Source organism: Marinobacter azerbaijanicus, from assembly GCF_030250645.1.
Taxonomy (GTDB): Bacteria; Pseudomonadota; Gammaproteobacteria; order Pseudomonadales; family Oleiphilaceae; genus Marinobacter; species Marinobacter azerbaijanicus.
This window is the reverse complement of the sequence record NZ_JASSVS010000003.1, coordinates 215,058-230,744: the sequence shown is the minus strand read 5'-3', so window position 1 is coordinate 230,744 and position 15,687 is coordinate 215,058. Positions and strand designations below refer to the sequence as shown.

At 59.0% G+C, this 15,687-nt stretch carries 13 protein-coding genes; 7 read left to right on the top strand and 6 right to left on the bottom strand.

The window, feature by feature from the left end:
- Window positions 1-39: 39 nt before the first annotated feature.
- On the top strand, window positions 40-1,053 hold the full coding sequence (locus QPM17_RS07485; protein WP_285390033.1) for a histone deacetylase family protein: 1,014 nt from the start codon (window positions 40-42) through the stop codon (window positions 1,051-1,053).
- A 4-nt stretch (window positions 1,054-1,057) separates the two neighbouring features.
- Here QPM17_RS07485 and thiI read toward each other — a convergent pair whose 3' ends face one another.
- Entirely contained in the window at window positions 1,058-2,512 is a 1,455-nt protein-coding gene (gene thiI, locus QPM17_RS07480; protein WP_285390032.1) for a tRNA uracil 4-sulfurtransferase ThiI, read from the bottom strand.
- A 160-nt stretch (window positions 2,513-2,672) separates the two neighbouring features.
- Here thiI and ppnN point away from each other — a divergent pair, with 160 nt between their 5' ends.
- On the top strand, window positions 2,673-4,067 hold the full coding sequence (ppnN, locus tag QPM17_RS07475; protein WP_285390031.1) for a nucleotide 5'-monophosphate nucleosidase PpnN: 1,395 nt from the start codon (window positions 2,673-2,675) through the stop codon (window positions 4,065-4,067).
- Between the two features lie 12 nt (window positions 4,068-4,079).
- Here ppnN and QPM17_RS07470 read toward each other — a convergent pair whose 3' ends face one another.
- Window positions 4,080-4,415, bottom strand: coding sequence for a c-type cytochrome (locus QPM17_RS07470; protein WP_285390030.1), 336 nt, complete (start codon window positions 4,413-4,415; stop codon window positions 4,080-4,082).
- 163 nt (window positions 4,416-4,578) lie between these two features.
- On the opposite strand from QPM17_RS07470, the gene QPM17_RS07465 reads away from it, so the two are divergent.
- Window positions 4,579-5,682: an enoyl-CoA hydratase/isomerase family protein gene (locus tag QPM17_RS07465; RefSeq protein ID WP_285390029.1), complete on the top strand. Its 1,104-nt coding sequence runs from the start codon at window positions 4,579-4,581 to the stop codon at window positions 5,680-5,682.
- A 16-nt stretch (window positions 5,683-5,698) separates the two neighbouring features.
- On the opposite strand, the gene QPM17_RS07460 is transcribed toward QPM17_RS07465, so the two are convergent.
- The 3 genes from QPM17_RS07460 to QPM17_RS07450 all read right to left on the bottom strand — a co-directional run bounded on the left by QPM17_RS07460 (window position 5,699) and on the right by QPM17_RS07450 (window position 9,003).
- Window positions 5,699-6,394 carry an ankyrin repeat domain-containing protein gene (locus QPM17_RS07460; protein WP_285390028.1) on the bottom strand — a complete coding sequence of 232 codons (696 nt, stop codon included), beginning with the start codon at window positions 6,392-6,394 and terminating at the stop codon, window positions 5,699-5,701.
- Between the two features lie 73 nt (window positions 6,395-6,467).
- Window positions 6,468-8,618 carry a tRNA(Met) cytidine acetyltransferase TmcA gene (locus tag QPM17_RS07455; protein ID WP_285390027.1) on the bottom strand — a complete coding sequence of 717 codons (2,151 nt, stop codon included), beginning with the start codon at window positions 8,616-8,618 and terminating at the stop codon, window positions 6,468-6,470.
- A 4-nt stretch (window positions 8,619-8,622) separates the two neighbouring features.
- Window positions 8,623-9,003 (bottom strand): DUF2237 family protein, encoded by a 381-nt coding sequence (locus QPM17_RS07450; RefSeq protein WP_285390026.1) that lies wholly within the window; start codon window positions 9,001-9,003, stop codon window positions 8,623-8,625.
- Between the two features lie 188 nt (window positions 9,004-9,191).
- Here QPM17_RS07450 and QPM17_RS07445 point away from each other — a divergent pair, with 188 nt between their 5' ends.
- The 3 genes from QPM17_RS07445 (at window position 9,192) to QPM17_RS07435 (ending at window position 13,468) form a co-directional block, all read left to right on the top strand.
- Window positions 9,192-11,513, top strand: coding sequence for an ATP-dependent helicase (locus tag QPM17_RS07445; protein WP_285390025.1), 2,322 nt, complete (start codon window positions 9,192-9,194; stop codon window positions 11,511-11,513).
- 157 nt (window positions 11,514-11,670) lie between these two features.
- Window positions 11,671-12,879, top strand: coding sequence for an OmpA family protein (locus tag QPM17_RS07440; RefSeq protein ID WP_285390024.1), 1,209 nt, complete (start codon window positions 11,671-11,673; stop codon window positions 12,877-12,879).
- A gap of 106 nt (window positions 12,880-12,985) precedes the next feature.
- The gene (locus QPM17_RS07435) at window positions 12,986-13,468 is read left to right on the top strand and encodes a DUF4124 domain-containing protein (RefSeq protein WP_285390023.1); all 483 of its coding nucleotides are present in this window, start codon (window positions 12,986-12,988) and stop codon (window positions 13,466-13,468) included.
- On the opposite strand, the gene QPM17_RS07430 is transcribed toward QPM17_RS07435, so the two are convergent.
- A complete protein-coding gene (locus tag QPM17_RS07430; protein WP_285390022.1) occupies window positions 13,453-14,709 on the bottom strand; it encodes a methyltransferase in 1,257 nt (418 codons plus the stop codon). The genes QPM17_RS07435 and QPM17_RS07430 overlap by 16 nt on opposite strands.
- Here QPM17_RS07430 and QPM17_RS07425 point away from each other — a divergent pair.
- The gene (locus QPM17_RS07425) at window positions 14,708-15,448 is read left to right on the top strand and encodes a tRNA/rRNA methyltransferase (protein ID WP_285390021.1); all 741 of its coding nucleotides are present in this window, start codon (window positions 14,708-14,710) and stop codon (window positions 15,446-15,448) included. The genes QPM17_RS07430 and QPM17_RS07425 overlap by 2 nt on opposite strands.
- Window positions 15,449-15,687: the final 239 nt, after the last annotated feature.

Genomic DNA, 15,687 nt, shown 5'->3' with positions numbered 1-15,687 from the left:
GCCTATACTCGAAGAATGTCATTATCAGGAGGCCGGAACATGAAGGCGTTTTTTCATCCCTCACAGGATCAGCATCTTCCCAAGACCTACTTTACCCGCGGCCAGATGCGCCAGCCCCAGGAGGTCCCGGATCGCACGGGGCAAATGGTGGAGGGGCTGAAGTCGATGGAAATCCCGGTGTTGCAGCCGGCGGACCAGGGTGCAGGGGCGATTTCGAAGGTCCATGACCTGGGGTATCTGCGCTTTCTGGAGTCCGCACACCGCCGCTGGTCAGCGATGGGTGATTGGGGCGACGAAGTGATTTCGAACATCTTTGTGCGCTCACCCAACGCGCTGAAGGGCATCCTTGCCGAAGCTGCACGCTACCAGGCTGATGGCAGTTGTCCTATTGGCGCAAACACCTGGGAGGCCGCCTACTGGTCCGCCCAGACAGCCCTGGGCGCCGCCGATGCCCTGATCGCCGGTGAGCGCACGTCCTACGCGGTATGTCGTCCGCCGGGACACCACGCCCGCAAGGATGCCGCAGGCGGCTTCTGCTACCTCAACAATGCCGCCATCGCCGCGGAACACATGAAGTCCCGCTTTCCCCGGATTGCCATACTGGATACCGACATGCATCACGGCCAGGGCATCCAGGAAATCTTTTACGACCGCAGCGACGTCCTCTACGTGTCCATTCACGGCGACCCCACCAATTTCTACCCGGTGGTCAGTGGCTATGAGGATGAACGCGGTGAAGGTGACGGCTTTGGCTACAACATCAACCTGCCCATGCCCCACGGCTCGTCAGAGGAAGACTTCTTCGCGAAGCTCGAAGAGGCACTGGCTGCTATTCGCCTGTTCCAGCCAGACGCGCTGATACTGCCGCTCGGGTTCGATATCTATCACAACGACCCACAGGCGAAAGTATCGGTATCCTCGGAAGGTTTCTGCCGTCTGGCCACCCATATCCGCCAGACCGGCCTGCCGACACTGATTGTGCAGGAAGGCGGCTATGACCTGGAAACCCTGAGTGAGAACGTGCAGCAGTTCTTCAAGGGGCTGGAAGGGTAATACCTCAGCCCACGGGGGCGTACACCTTGATGTTGGCGTGGCCCTCGGCTTTCAGATTGCAGGCGTGCATCCGGCTCATGGTGCCGCGATCGCAGTACAACAGGTACTGCCTGTCGGCCGGAAGCGAGCGGATGCGTTCGCTCAGCTCATAGAAGGGAATCTCCACCACCCGGTTACTGGTCAGATGCAACGGCGACTGCTCACCTTCTGAGGGATGGCGCACATCAATAATCACGTCGTTCACGTCCGGCGTGTGTACCAGTTCCACCTCTTCCGGCGTCTTCGTGGTATCCAGCAGCCTGTTGACCGGTGTGTCCTGCCGCGTCGCGATTGCCTGCTCCAGCACCTGCGCGTCCATGTTGGCCTCATCCTCTTCAACACGGTGGAGCTTCGCCCGGGTTGCTGGCTTGCGGGAAATAACACCGCAGTATTCCGGCATGGTGCGGGCAAAGGGCTCGGTGCCGATTTCACGGGCAATATTTATAATGGCTTCCTTGTCCATTGATATCAGTGGGCGCAGCACTACCTCATCACTGGCCCGGTCCACCACGTTGAGGTTTGACAGGGTCTGGCTGGAAACCTGCGCCACGGCGTCGCCGGTTACCAGTCCGGAGGCGTTATTGAGAGCAGCAATTTCCGAAGCCGCTTTCAGCATCTGGCGCTTGAGTACAACACCCCAGTGACGCTGGTTGACCGACCGCATGATCTCATCCACCACACCTTCGAAAGGCACGGAAATAAACTTGGCGCCATGGGAGGCGCCGTAGCGCTCCCAGATGTAGTGAACCACCTGGCGCACGCCAGTTTCATGGGCGGGGCCGCCCAGTCGGAAGAACAGGAAATGGGACCGCAGACCACGGCGCATCATCAGGTACGCTGCCACAGAGGAATCGTAGCCGCCGGAAACCAGTGTCATCACCGTTTCCACGGCCCCCAGGGGATATCCGCCAGCACCACGATGTTTACGGTGGGCGATGTGATAGCCATCGTCCTGGATTTCAATACGCACCTCGACTTCGGGCTTGCCGAGATCGACGCCTGTTGGCGCGGAAGCCTCAAAAAGAGCAGTGCCAACAAGGCGCTCCAGGTCAATGGAGCGGAATGAGTGGTTGCCGTGGCGACGGACGCGGACAGCAAAGGTTTTGCCGTTTATGCGATCGGCAAACGCCTCAATAGCCTTTTCCGCCACATCGTCCATGCTCACCCAGGGATAAACACCGATCTCCTGGATAGTGGAAATGCCGGGAATACGCTTCAGTTCGTCAATAACCGGCCCCGCCAGACTACGACCATCGGGGACATCCACGTCCACCCTGTCCCAGGCACCCTCCACATGGATGTCGCCGTCAAGGCGAGTGAGCAACTTACGGATATTCTGACGCAGGTGCCGCATCTGCTGACGGCGCACGGGCTTGCTCTTGATAGCTACTTCAGGGGCGGGGCGAATAAGAAGTTTCATAAATCGGACGACTGTCGGGTAGCGTAATCGGATTAAAGTGATAGTGTAACGGTTTCATTGCATGCCTCAAAATCAGGCATTCCCGAGGCCGGTTATATCAGACAGAATGGTACCCCCCAAGTCAGTGGTACCAGCGCAACATTCAGGAGCTCTACCGTTCATGACCGAATCCACCATCAATGCCCTGGTATCCCCCGAGGGCAGCCTGGAAATCCTGTCGAACTTTGAAGTCAATCGCCTGAAGGACAGAAGTGAGGGAGGTCTCTACCGGCTTTTCCGCCAATGTGCCCTTGCGGTACTCAATACCGGCATCGAAACAGACGACTGTAAAGCCCTGATGGAAGCCCATGCGGATTTCGACGTTCGGCTGGTACCACAGCCCCGGGGCCTGAAGCTGGAACTGGTCAACGCCCCGGCCCACGCCTTTGTGGATGGTCAGATGCTACGCGCTATTCGCGAACATCTGTTCTCAGTGTTGCGGGATATCATCTATTCCTATTCCATCCCCCAATCTGCAGCGGGGCTGCGCCGGGACGACCCGGAAGGCATTACCAACCTGATCTTTCACATACTGCGCAATGCCCGTGTATTGCAGGCCGGCCGCCATCCGGATCTGGTGGTGTGCTGGGGCGGGCACTCCATCAATGAGCGGGAATACCAGTACAGCAAGGAAGTGGGCCATCAACTGGGCCTGCGGGGGCTGAGTATCTGTACCGGCTGCGGGCCGGGCGCCATGAAAGGGCCAATGAAAGGCGCCACCATTGGCCATGCCAAGCAACGGGTAAAAAATGGCCGCTACATTGGCCTGACCGAGCCAGGCATCATCGGCGCCGAGGCCCCGAATCCGATTGTTAACGAACTGGTGATCATGCCTGACATCGAGAAACGCCTTGAGGCATTCGTAAGAACCGGTCATGGCGTGATTGTATTCCCCGGTGGCGTGGGCACTGCAGAAGAAATTCTCTACCTGCTGGGCATCCTGCTGCACCCGGACAATTCGGACCTGCCCTTCCCGGTGGTCTTTACCGGACAACCCGAAAATGCTGAATACTTCGAGATGATTGACCAGTTTATCCGCAACGCGCTGGGGGACGAGGCCGCCAGCAAATACGAGATCATTATCGACGACCCGGCCAGGGTAGCCCGAACCATGAAGCAGGGTATGAAGGATGTGGAAACCTTCCGCCGCGCCATGCAGGACGCCTACTATTTCAACTGGATGCTCAGGATCGATCCGGTATTCCAGCTACCCTTTGAGCCTACTCACGAAAGCATGCGGGCGCTGGAGTTACACCGGGACCAGCCAGGCCATCTGATCGCGGCCAATCTGCGCAAGGCGTTCAGTGGCATTGTCGCGGGTAACGTCAAGGAGAGTGGTATACGCCAGGTTCAGGCCAGGGGCCCTTTTGAGATTGCCGGTGATCCGGCATTGCTGGCACCGCTGGAGGCGATGCTGAAAGAATTCGTTACCCAGAACAGAATGAAGCTTCCGGGGTCGGGCGCCTACGAACCCAGCTACCGGATTGTCAGCGGAGCGGCGCACGCCGCTCCCTGAGGATGGTGGGGCTTACTTTCCGCCATCAGCCGGCAAGCTGGAGTAGTAGGCTGCCAGATTGGCAATATCTTCATCGCTCAGACCCGTGGCCTGACCCTGCATAACGGCAGACTGGCCACCACTACGCTGCTTGTTCTTGTAGGCCTTGAGCGCGGACACGAGGTACTGCTCGTTCTGTCCTGCCAGGTTGGGGTAACCGGGAATTTGCGCAATGCCATTCTTGCCATGACAGGCGGCACAGACAGCCGCTTTGGCTTTGCCCGCCTCCGCGTCGGCAGCGGTAGCGACAGCAGGAACCGAAGCGCCCAACGCGAACAGAACGGCAATGGTGTGGTATTTCAGGTTCATTGGTTTTACCCTCTCATCGTTTTATAGCCCGACAGGAGACTGCCGGCGCGAAGACTACGCAGACTTATAGCACAGCAAAAGCAAAGCTCAAATGTGATAAATCAATAGTCTGTACGTCACAGATTACCATTTATGTCACCTTATTCGTTGCGGAGACGTCAACATGCCCATTCAGGTTCAGGAAATTCCATGCCAGGAAGGTAACATTGGTCTGATCACCCTGGATTCCCCTGCTACCCTGAACGCCCTCTCTGCGTCGATGATCCGCGAAATCCAGGCGGTACTTGACCAGTGGTCCGATGCCGAACACATCAGCCTGGTCATCTTCCAGGGTGCCGGCAACCGGGCATTTTGCGCGGGCGGCGACATCCGTGAACTCTACGATGTCCTGGCGGGAGAAGGTGACCCCGACATCCCTGCCAGCTTCTTCGTTAACGAGTATCGTATGGATTACACCATCCATCGATTTCCCAAGCCGATTATTGCGATCGGCCACGGCGTAATAATGGGGGGTGGGCTTGGTATTTTCTCTGCCTGCCGTTACCGCCTTGTAACGCCAGACGTGAAGCTGGCCATGCCGGAAGTCAGTATTGGCCTTTATCCCGATGTTGGTGCCAGCTGGTTCCTCAACCGGCTTCCAGGCCGCATCGGGCTATTTATGGGTCTGACCGGCGCCAGGTTAAACGTTTCCGATGCTTTGCGGGTGGGCCTGGCCGACATGGCCATCCAGAAGGATCACATAGAGCCCCTGATCGAACGGTTAAAGCAGGAGCGTTGGACCGGTGAGGCGGCGGCTGATGACAATCGCCTGTTCCGACTGATCAAGCAGCTTGAGCATCCGGACTACCGGGCATTACCGGTCAGCGAACTGGCGCGTCATGAACAGGACATTGCCAGACTCAGCGCCGGCGATGAATTGCCAGACATTATTGAAACCCTGCTGGCGGCAGATATCGACAGTGATTGGTGGCGCGAGTGCATGGGAAGCCTTCGGGGAGGCTGCCCGGTATCTGCCTGGCTGGTCTGGACCCAATTGAAGAAAGCGCAGCAAATGTCACTGAAGGACATCTTCAGGATGGAACTGACCATGACAACCCGATGCATCAGGCGACCGGACGTGCGGGAGGGCATCAGGGCAAGGCTGATCGACAAGGACCAGGCTCCCGTGTGGACATACCCGAGTGTCAGGGATGTACCCGAAACGGTTGTTGAAGAGCACTTTGAGCCCGAACTGAACGACAGCAATGATCCCATGAAGCTGGACTGAACCGGCGCAGGGCTGCTCAGATATCCGCACCCGCCTGGATCAACAACATCTCGATGTCCCGGTTGTTACTGGCACGGGCCAGATCAAGCGCAGTCTCGCCAGTGCTGCCCCGGTAATTAACATCGGCACCCGCTGCCAGAAGCATCTCGGCGGTCAACAGGTCCCCGCCGTCAACAATGTGCATCAGCAATGATCGTCCGCCCTGACTCACATTGACATTGGCACCCGCTGCCAGAAGCACTTTCACCACGGAAAGGTGGCCGTTACGGGCTGCCCTGATCACGGGTGTGGTGCCCTCCCGGTCCGACGCGTTGACACTCGCCCCTGCCGATAAAAGTAACTGCACAATGCGACGATGCCCATTGCCGGAGGCAAGCATCAGTGGTGTAACCCCGCTCGCGGTCGCAAGGTCCGGCGCTGCACCCTCGCTGAGAAGAAACCAGACAATACGGTCCTCTCCGGCTGCGACAGCCGCAGCAAGTGGCGTACCTTCCTCAGTCAGCGTGTTCAGGGACGCACCGGCATCTGCCAGCGACTCAACCCGATCAAGATTTCCACTACTGACCGCTGCCATCAGCGGCGTGTCTGCAACTGAGGAATTCCGCTGCTCCAGGTTGGAAGGAGTGCCACCCGTGGCACAGGCTGTCACCAGTGTACTTGCGATGAGGATAAACAGGAGTCTCGGAAGGACAGTGCCGGTTCCCTGGGCCATGATGATTCAGTCTCTGTTGATTCATTTTCGGAGTTATTCTGGTCAGTAACCGGACCGAATTAAATCGAGCTGTTCACAAGTCGGGCCGGTTTTGCAGAATATGACGAACCACTGACCGCAGAGCAGCCTCTCCCTGCTCCCGGCCCTGGCATTCCCCCAGGGCCTGCAAACTCTGCCATGACCAGCCCTGAAGCACCGCTCTCGCCCACAGGGAGCCCGAACCTGTTGTCAACACCGGGCCCATCGCTTCCGTTTGCATGGACAGCTTGCCCAACACCGGCAAGACCAGATCAAATCCCCGATAGCCGTGGGCAAAACTCCACAGATCCCGGCGGTCGTGATCGTTGAGGGCGCCACCGGGCGGCAGACTGCTGGTCAGTTGCAGAATCAGGCCCGGCTCTGCGTCCGGCCAGTTCCGCGGCACCAGGGCAAGCCAGTGCTCCGCTAACCTGGTGCGTAACTGATGGGCCAGCTTCTTGCCATCGGCGGACACACCTCCAAGCATCTGCAATGGATATTCACCACTGCTGGCCTCGCGCTTCAGGCCCAGACGCACCGGCTCCAGCCCACACTGTTGCCAGAAGGTGACCAGCCGGGTGTGACCGCCAAAACTGGTGCCAATGCCGTCCACACCCTGGGCCCGGGCATGATCAAACGCTGCCTCAACCAGCCTCCGGCCCAGCCCCCGACCACGGGACCGTGCGTCGACGGCCACCCGCACCACCCGCAGCAGACGCTGGCTCGCCGCTTCGGCGAACCCGCTGTGGGTTGCCAGTGACTGGGGCAACAGATGCCCCCGCATGCGCCGCCTGCCCAGCATTACCTGTTCCGCAAGGTCCGCGTCCAGGCCCCCTTCCAGCGTTGCCCACAGAACACCGGCCAGAGCACCATCACACTTTACGCGCCAGCTCACAACTGCGGGGTCGTCCATCCACTGGCGCAGATCTCCGGGAGACGTGCGGTAATGGGCGTCCACCAGCAGGCCAAAAGCTTCGTTCAGTTCTTCGTCTGCGGCGGTCGCGGGGTTCCAGCGTTCAACCACCACTCCCGCGCCATCAGGCGCCAGAAGAGACGCTTCCGCATCCAGTAGAAACATATGTCGCGTCAAAGACTCCAGTGGATCGGAGGCAGCCCAGCGGATAGGCGCGGAGAGTGATGCACTGCGCCAATGGGGTGTCTCCCTATCCAGCACTGAACGAAAACGAATGGCAAAACCACGGCCTGAACCCTCATAACCATGCACCGTGGTGGAAAAGATCACCCTGGGCCAGCCCAGCAATACCTGTTTCAGCAGGTCTGCCGGAATCGCGGCGGCCTCATCCACCATGACCACCTCTGCGTCCGGCCTATCGGCAAGCAAGTGGTGTAGAGGCGAGTACTGGAGCCGGCCACCATGGCCTACCACAACGTCATCCGTACCCATCTCCGGACCTGAAACCTGCCCGGCGGCCAGGCGGGCATGGTGGAAAAGCGTTTTCAAGGCGCCTGCTTCCGGGGCCGTCACCAGCACACGCTGCCGGCCTTCGCTCAGAAGGCGAACCGCCGCCATCCCCAGCGCCGCAGACTTACCCCGCCCACGATCAGCGGTCACCACCAGCGGCCGACGCCGCCTACCCAACCCGGTTCGGAGAACATTTTCCACCAGCGCGCGCTGATCCCCGGTGGCACCCACCTGAAAATCCCGGGGCGGCCGCGCAACCTCCGGTAAATCGGGCTGCGGATTCACCGGAGGCTTAACACGGATCACGGCAGAGTCGCCGGCCACAATACGGGCCAGCCGGGCCGCAAACGGATGTTCTGAAGCACTGTCCAGCCCGGTACGCCGGTAATCCGGGTCCGCGAAACGGCCCCACTTTTCCAGCGGCGGCATCAGCCAGAAAAACAGCCCCCCGGCCGAAAGTGTTCCCGACAACGCCGCAAAACTGTCCGGCGGATTGCCCCGCCAGCCATCCCAGACCACACAGGCCAACTCCTGCCCCAGCCAGCGACGTCCTTCGACCGGTTTGATCGCTGTCAACGAGGATTCTGGCTGATCCTCATCCGGCCCTGTCCAGACTCCTGGCGCCACCGACAACGCTGGAAGAAGTTCGCGCAGCCATGCAAGAGACGCCGCCCGATCGCCCTCCAGAACCACCAACCGCCGGTGCCCGGCAGCCTGCAACCCGGCTTGCAGCCTCTGCCAAGCGGCCAGGTCAGGCCCGTTCAGTCCGGTTTGATCAACCATCCACTCAGCTCAAATCCACGGAATGTCGCTTGAGATCTTCCAGCTTCGAACACTTCAACGCGGACCTGTGCGTAGCCCGCAGCTTTACACGCGGCGCGCAATCCGCTTCGAACGCCTCCTGCCACCGGGACGCACACAGACACCACGAATCTCCTTCTTTCAGGCCGGGAAAACCGAATTCTGGCCGAGGGGTACTGAGGTCATTGCCCTTGGCGGCGGAATACTCCAGAAATTCATCCGTAACAACCGCGCATACCACGTGCGCTGCCAGGTCATCCGGTCCGGTGTTACAACACCCATCCCGGTAGAACCCGGTCTCGGGATCTGTGCCACACAATTCGAGCTTCTCGCCCAATACATTCACCGCTTCAGCAGTCGTAGCCATGACGTCATTCTCCTAGGTAGGAGGGAGGATTTGGGTAGCCGCTTCCAAAACTGTGCGGAGCCATGGATGGCGGAGCTCAAGCGCCACAGGGATGTGCTTGAGCGTGTTTTGGAAGCGGCTACCCAAATGCTCCTGCACTCGGCTTGCGGTCAATCCTTGCAAGCAAAAAAGCAAAAGTTATCAGGATTATGCGACACCGCTATCTGCACTACCAGCAGCCCGGTACAATACACGCCATGCAACCCTCACCCCAAAACCCTGAAACGACCACTCTGCCGGATTATCTTACCGACGAGCAGCGAGCCATCATCACCGCAGGCTTTGAGCATGCGGTGATCACCGCTGTAGCGGGCAGTGGTAAAACATCAACACTGGCCTGGCGCATTCGCTACCTACTAGAACAGGGGCACGATCCCAACCGCATGTTGGTGCTGATGTTCAACCGCAGCGCAAGGGTGGATTTCGAGCGCAAGCTGCAGGACGTTAACCGTGACATTGGGCTAGCCCTGCCCGAAATACGCACCTATCACGCCATGGGCCTGCGGCTGTACAAACGGTTTGTCCGGGAGGGCTTCCTGCCCGGGTTTTCCGACAAGATCCTCACCGACCAGGAAATCAGCTACCAGGCCTGGCAACTGACCCGCCGGCTGGCGCCGGAGGATCTGGCGGACGAGATTCGCCGCAACAAGAAAGATTTCGTGGAAACCGCCATCAACTTCATCGATCTGGTGAAAACCACCCTGTCCCCGGTGGAAATCGTGTTTGAGGAACTGGGCTATTCCGACAAGCACCGTTACCTCATCGACCTGTTCCACAGTTTCGAGCAATGGCGCAAGTCCCAGAGCCGGATCAGCTACGCTGACATGCTCTACGAGCCGGTGATGGCTATCCACCAGAACCCGCCGCTGCAGCGATTGGTGGGCAACAAGATGGACCTTATCCTGGTGGATGAATATCAGGACACCAACGAGATCCAGCACCTGCTGTTGCGATACGTGGCCGGGGACCGGGCGCGGGTGACCGTCGTCGGTGACCCGGACCAGACCATCTACGAATTCCGTGGTGCCAAACCCGACTTTATCCTCAGGCGCTTCAGCGAAGAATTCGAAAGTCCGCTGGAACAGACCTTGAGCTATACCTTTCGCTATGGCCACCAGGTGGCTCTTCTGGCCAATCACCTGATCTGCCACAACACCGGCCGCAAGGATGTGCTGTGCCACTCCCATCCATCCACGCCGGCAACCGGAATAACCCTGCACCAGCAGGAAAACGATAGCGACATTGTACTCAAGCTGCTCCAGCCCATGGACGATGCTGCCCTGGGCAACACAGCCATCCTGTTCCGGGTATGGAGCCAGAGTGTGCCCATCGAACTGAAACTCCTGGCGCAGCAGGTGCCCTACCGCATAGATGCCGGCAAGGGCGCACTGTTCAGCCGCGAAGTTCAGGCCATTACCAGCCTGCTGATGGTGGTTTCCGGCCGCATTCGCAACCTGCCGGACGACGACAGGCTCGATATTGCCCGACAGCTTCTACGTTTCCCACACGTTGGCCTCAAGGAGCCGGAACTCGAGCAACTGGCGCGCTTCCTTGCTGGTTTTGGCGACGGCTGGCATGAACGGCTACTGGCCATGGACTTCGATGCCCTCGCGCCCATGGCGGCCAGGAAACTCCGCAAGCTGGGCGAAGTACTCGCGCAGTTGAACCATTACAGGGGGCCGGTGGCTGACCTCATCACCCGTTATGCGGATGAAACCGAGCTTTACGAGGGTATTCGCAGCCTGGCATTGACCCACGAAAGCGCCGACGAGCGCATTGAGACCGTTCGCGGCTTCAGGTTGTACCTGGCCGGGCTGGATGCCGGTATTGACGGGGCACTTGAGCACCTGAAGACTCTGAAGAAGCAGGCGGGCGAGAATCATCGGGGTGGTGCACTGCTATCAACTATCCACCGTACCAAGGGGCTGGAGTGGTCAACCGTTATACTGCCGGGATTGCAGGAGAAGTACCTGCCCTACAGCCCCCGTGCCCAGGATGACCCCAGGACGTTCCTGGAAAGTGAGCGCCGCCTGCTCTACGTGGCCATGACCCGCACCCGTGAGCAACTTCACCTGATCACCCGCCCCTTTGGTGAAAAACGACATCTGGCCGGCGACCAGGGGCCCAGCCGGTTCGTTGATGAGCTCTGTTTTCCCCTGTCGCAGGAGTTCGGACAGTGGCTGGACAACAGCAATCCCGGCACCGGTGTGACTCTGACCACAAAGGCACCGTTGACACCAACCAGCCTTCGCTACGCCAGGCGGCAAGGCATCACGCTCAATGGTGGCGAAGAAGTAACAGCGGAGCAGTCAGCACCGCTATGGACCAAAAGTCGCCTCAGCCACGCTATCTTCGGGCCGGGATCGACGAGAGGTGAAGACGAGAGTTCCTTTGAGGTTGCATTCGACAATGGCGAAACACTGAATTTCAGCAAGAAAAGCGCGCACCTTTATTTCACCGTCCTGTCATAAGGGGCCTGAGTACAATTGCGGACGCAACACTGCCTGTCATTTTTTGTTTTATTGAATCTTCTGGCTTAAATTCCACGTAGCTACGCGGTACGAATGCCTTTATGCCAAGGTACTACGTAAGATCTGTTAATAACGATAATCGAACAGGAGGTTCTGCATGAATATCATGCGCCCACTGGCCATTGCGGCTCTGGCAACATCCCTTGCCACACCAGCGCTCGCAGAACGCGAGCAGACCATTTATCTGAATCCGTCCGTTGGCTTCCAGCTCTTCGATGACAAGCGTGACCTGAGTGAAACCGCAACTTTTGGCCTCGGCGCCGAATTCCGGTTTCATCCCAACTGGTCGGTTGAAGCGGTCTACTCCAACGCTGATGCCGATCGTAAATACGTCGATGGCAACAGTGACTTCAACGAATACCGTCTGGATGGTATCTACTACTTTGCCGGACAGGATCAGGCCTGGAACCCATACGTATCTGCCGGTGCAGGCCACGCTGACTTCGGAGACGACGTCCTCAGCTACCAGACCGCAGGCTCCGACCATGAGGAAACCCGCGTCAATGTGGGTGCTGGCTTCCGTTACAACGTCAGTGACAATGTATCCATTCGTGCCGAGCTGCGTGAATTCCACGGTATTGATGAAAGCACCTTTGACACCCAGGCAACCCTGGGTCTGAGTTTTGCGTTCAACCGCACCGTATCAGACTCCAGCCCTGAGCCGCGCAAGCCCACAGACGCTGATAATGATGGCGTTCCAGACAGCCGTGACCAGTGCCCGGGCACCCCCGCAGGTGCCAGCGTCGACAACGATGGCTGTGAACGTGATGATGACGGTGACGGGATTGCCAACAGCACGGACCAGTGCCCGAACACGCCTGCCGGCGCCAACGTAAACAACCGCGGTTGTGAGCTGGACAGCGACAACGATGGCGTTGTTGATAGCCAGGACCAGTGCCCTGACACTGCCGCCGGCGCTGAAGTGGACGATACCGGTTGCGAAGGCGTTACCGAGACGGTTGAAACCATCGAACTCAACGTGCAGTTCCCGACCAACAGTTCCGTAATCGGCAATTCATACGATGATGAAATCCGTCGCGTTGCCGACTTCATGCGCGAGAACCCGGAAACTACCGTGGAGATTGCCGGTCACAGCGATAGCAGTGGCGATGCGGATTACAACCGTTTCCTGTCCCAGCGTCGCGCTGAAGCCGTTGCCGCCCGTCTTACCGATGCCCTGGGCATCAGCGCAGATCGTGTGGACGCAGTTGGTTACGGTGAGGCCGAACCGATTGCCAGCAATGACACTGCAGCGGGCCGCGCCGAGAACCGCCGGGTTGAAGCTCGCATCCAGGTGCAACGCTAAGCGTCGAGGTTGAGTTTATCGGACCAACCATATGAGAAGGCGCCTTCGGGCGCCTTTTTTTCATCGCCAGGGTAGGAGTGGTGGTCCCAGACCAGCGGAGATTACTGTGAAGCGAACCGTGTTTGTCGTTATTCTCATGCTGGCTGTGCCCGCTATTGCCTGGCCCCAGGTCTATCGTTGCGAGGCAGGCGGCGAGACCCGTTTTTCCGACCAGCCCTGCGGGGATGACGCCGAGGAGATCACAATCCGGGACAACCGGATCGGCGGCAGCTTTGGCCAGAACCTGCCGGCCGAACCTGAGCGGGAGGAAAACGCAGAGCCATCGAACGAGTCCGGCGAAAAAGACGACAAAGGCACCTGCCGCTTTATCAACTCCACCGATCTGAGGCGGTACCTGGTACGGGAGCAGGTCGTCAAAGGCATGACCAAAGAGCACGTTCGCAAGGCCTTTGGCCGGCCACCGGAAACCTATCCCACGCCCCAGGAAACCTGGGTCTACCAGACCAGATACTACGGTAACCTGTACGAACTGACCTACGTGTATTTCCGGGACGGCTGTGTGGAGGACGTGGTCTACCGCAAACCCTGAGGGTCAGTTTTCCTGACAGCATCGATCAGCAGATTGCGTGGCGTCAGCTGTCGCTCACAGAAAGTTCCCACCCGGACATCGTAACCCTGCTCCTCCAGAAATAACGCATAGTCCAGTACCAGCCAGAGTTCCAGTGGCCGCCTGAACAGATGACGCACCAACTCATGGCGATATACCTCTTGCAGTCGCCATTGTCCATGACCTTCCCAGTGGTCGAAATCCGTTCCCCCTGGCAACTCAAGGCCTTTCTTGTTCGCCGCCCAGCGACAGAAACCAGCAAAATCCCCTTTCAGCAACGCGGGCGGATGTGAAGGCACAGGCAAATAGGCATCCACACCCCGCAGTTGACGCTGCAGACCATCAAACCCCAGCCGCCAGCGGCTGATCTGACGGGTCTGCTGACGCACTCTGTCCGGGGCGGTGACGGTTTCCTGCACCGCCAGCCGCAGGTCATTCCGGCTCAGTTCCAGCCTGCCCACCGAATTACCGGCCCGCTGTGAGAGCGGTTGGTAGTCCGGCGCATCCATCAGGTGATAACAACAGGGTGAGAAGCTCAGCCGTGGCAGGCCACCATCCGCAACCCGCCGCATCAACCGCCGGTGGAGATCACCGCAGGCGTGTAGGGCAACGCCATGACTGGCTGTTGGCATCACCAGGGCATTATCCATCACATCCTGACAATGCAGGCGGACTGGGTCGTCGAACTTCCCGGCAAGGCGATTACCGTCGTCGACAAGGGCGGGATTCCACTCGAAACCGGACACCTGGCCATTACACCAAGGTGCCAGAGTTCTGGCCAGATGCCCCTTGCCGCAGCACCAGTCCAGTACATCGTGACGCAATGGCACAACCGCGGACGCAAAAGCCCCGGCCTGCAACCGCTTTCGTCCGGGCATATCGGTGGCCCGGATTTCCGGCAGCGTGCATGGCTCTGCCTGACCAGATGCCAGGGCTGGCACATGGGTCAATTCTGCAAATACCTGCAACGACGGCAATTCCCCGGCCACCAATCCAGCCAGTGTGCCGGGATTGTCCTCCAGTCGCTGACAGTCAGTGTCAGAAAAGTTAGCCACCCGTTCTGCCAGTGCCGGCCATTTACAGGTCCAGGCAGGACTCGGATCGGTAAACGGCGCCGGTTGCCAGAGCTCACGGTGCTGCACCAGCCAGTCGTTCAGCTGCTGCCAACGCTGGTAAACAGATTCAGCGCCGTGGTGTAAACTCGCCGCCGGAGGTAACGTCATGCAACTGGCCTTTGTACTTGTTGAACCGAAGGTTCCCGAAAACGTAGGGGCAGCCGCCCGCGCCCTTTGCACCATGGGCTTTGGCGAGCTGTGGCTGGTCAATTCAGACCTTCACACCCGCCCGGAAGCCCACTGGCTGGCCCATGGCAGCGATCATATACTGGACAATGCGCGCATTTTCCCTGATCTGGCGGCGGTAAGAAACTCCGTAGACCTGCTGATGGGCACCTCCGCCAAACCCCGCCACCAACGGCAGGACTGGCACGAGCCCGCCCAACTGCGGGATATCATTGCCCGCAAGGGCGCCTCGGTCGCAACGGCCGCCCTGGTGTTCGGCCGCGAAGACCGGGGCCTGTCCAATGACGAACTGGCACTGTGCGACCTGCTCACAGGCTTCCCCATGGCTGTGACCTACCCGTCGTTGAACCTGTCCCAGGCGGTCATGCTCTATGCCTGGGAACTGTCCGGACTGGGCAGTGAGCCAGCCACTCAATCCGAACCAGCCAATGCTGACGCCAGACTGGGTGCCCTGCGTCAGCGTTTGGAGCACCTTCTGCCCCAGGTGGATGCTCCTGCCGAAGGTAAACTGTCCAAGTGGGTATTCGAACGGTTACCGCTGCTCACCAATCGGGACGTCGGTTTTGTGCATACTCTGTGTGGGAATATCGAGCGGCGCCTTGAGGAATCTTCTGGTTCGGAGAATCAGAGGACGGGTAAGGCTTTCCAGGATACGCGGTGAATACATCCCTGTACGCTCGACAAAAACATCCCTGTTTTTGACGATCCTGGAAAGCCTTACCCGTCCTCTGCCCAAACTTTTCAGAATGCCGTTCCCGCTCTCGATCGGACTTCTGTATCGTCTTCACCGAAAAACGACTGATCTTCAGCGCCATGGTGAAGCCGACTGTAAATTCCACGATGACCCTGTCTTAGGCACCTGTGAGCTATGGGAGGCCTTTCGGGGCCCCTTCACGAGAT

Coding starts and splice junctions, on each gene's coding strand:
- QPM17_RS07485 (WP_285390033.1), top strand. CDS start 40: ATGAAGGCGTTTTTTCATCCCTCACAGGATCAGCATCTTCCCAAGACC.
- thiI (WP_285390032.1), bottom strand. CDS start 2,512: ATGAAACTTCTTATTCGCCCCGCCCCTGAAGTAGCTATCAAGAGCAAG.
- ppnN (WP_285390031.1), top strand. CDS start 2,673: ATGACCGAATCCACCATCAATGCCCTGGTATCCCCCGAGGGCAGCCTG.
- QPM17_RS07470 (WP_285390030.1), bottom strand. CDS start 4,415: ATGAACCTGAAATACCACACCATTGCCGTTCTGTTCGCGTTGGGCGCT.
- QPM17_RS07465 (WP_285390029.1), top strand. CDS start 4,579: ATGCCCATTCAGGTTCAGGAAATTCCATGCCAGGAAGGTAACATTGGT.
- QPM17_RS07460 (WP_285390028.1), bottom strand. CDS start 6,394: ATGGCCCAGGGAACCGGCACTGTCCTTCCGAGACTCCTGTTTATCCTC.
- QPM17_RS07455 (WP_285390027.1), bottom strand. CDS start 8,618: ATGGTTGATCAAACCGGACTGAACGGGCCTGACCTGGCCGCTTGGCAG.
- QPM17_RS07450 (WP_285390026.1), bottom strand. CDS start 9,003: ATGGCTACGACTGCTGAAGCGGTGAATGTATTGGGCGAGAAGCTCGAA.
- QPM17_RS07445 (WP_285390025.1), top strand. CDS start 9,192: ATGCGACACCGCTATCTGCACTACCAGCAGCCCGGTACAATACACGCC.
- QPM17_RS07440 (WP_285390024.1), top strand. CDS start 11,671: ATGAATATCATGCGCCCACTGGCCATTGCGGCTCTGGCAACATCCCTT.
- QPM17_RS07425 (WP_285390021.1), top strand. CDS start 14,708: ATGCAACTGGCCTTTGTACTTGTTGAACCGAAGGTTCCCGAAAACGTA.
- QPM17_RS07430 (WP_285390022.1), bottom strand. CDS start 14,709: ATGACGTTACCTCCGGCGGCGAGTTTACACCACGGCGCTGAATCTGTT.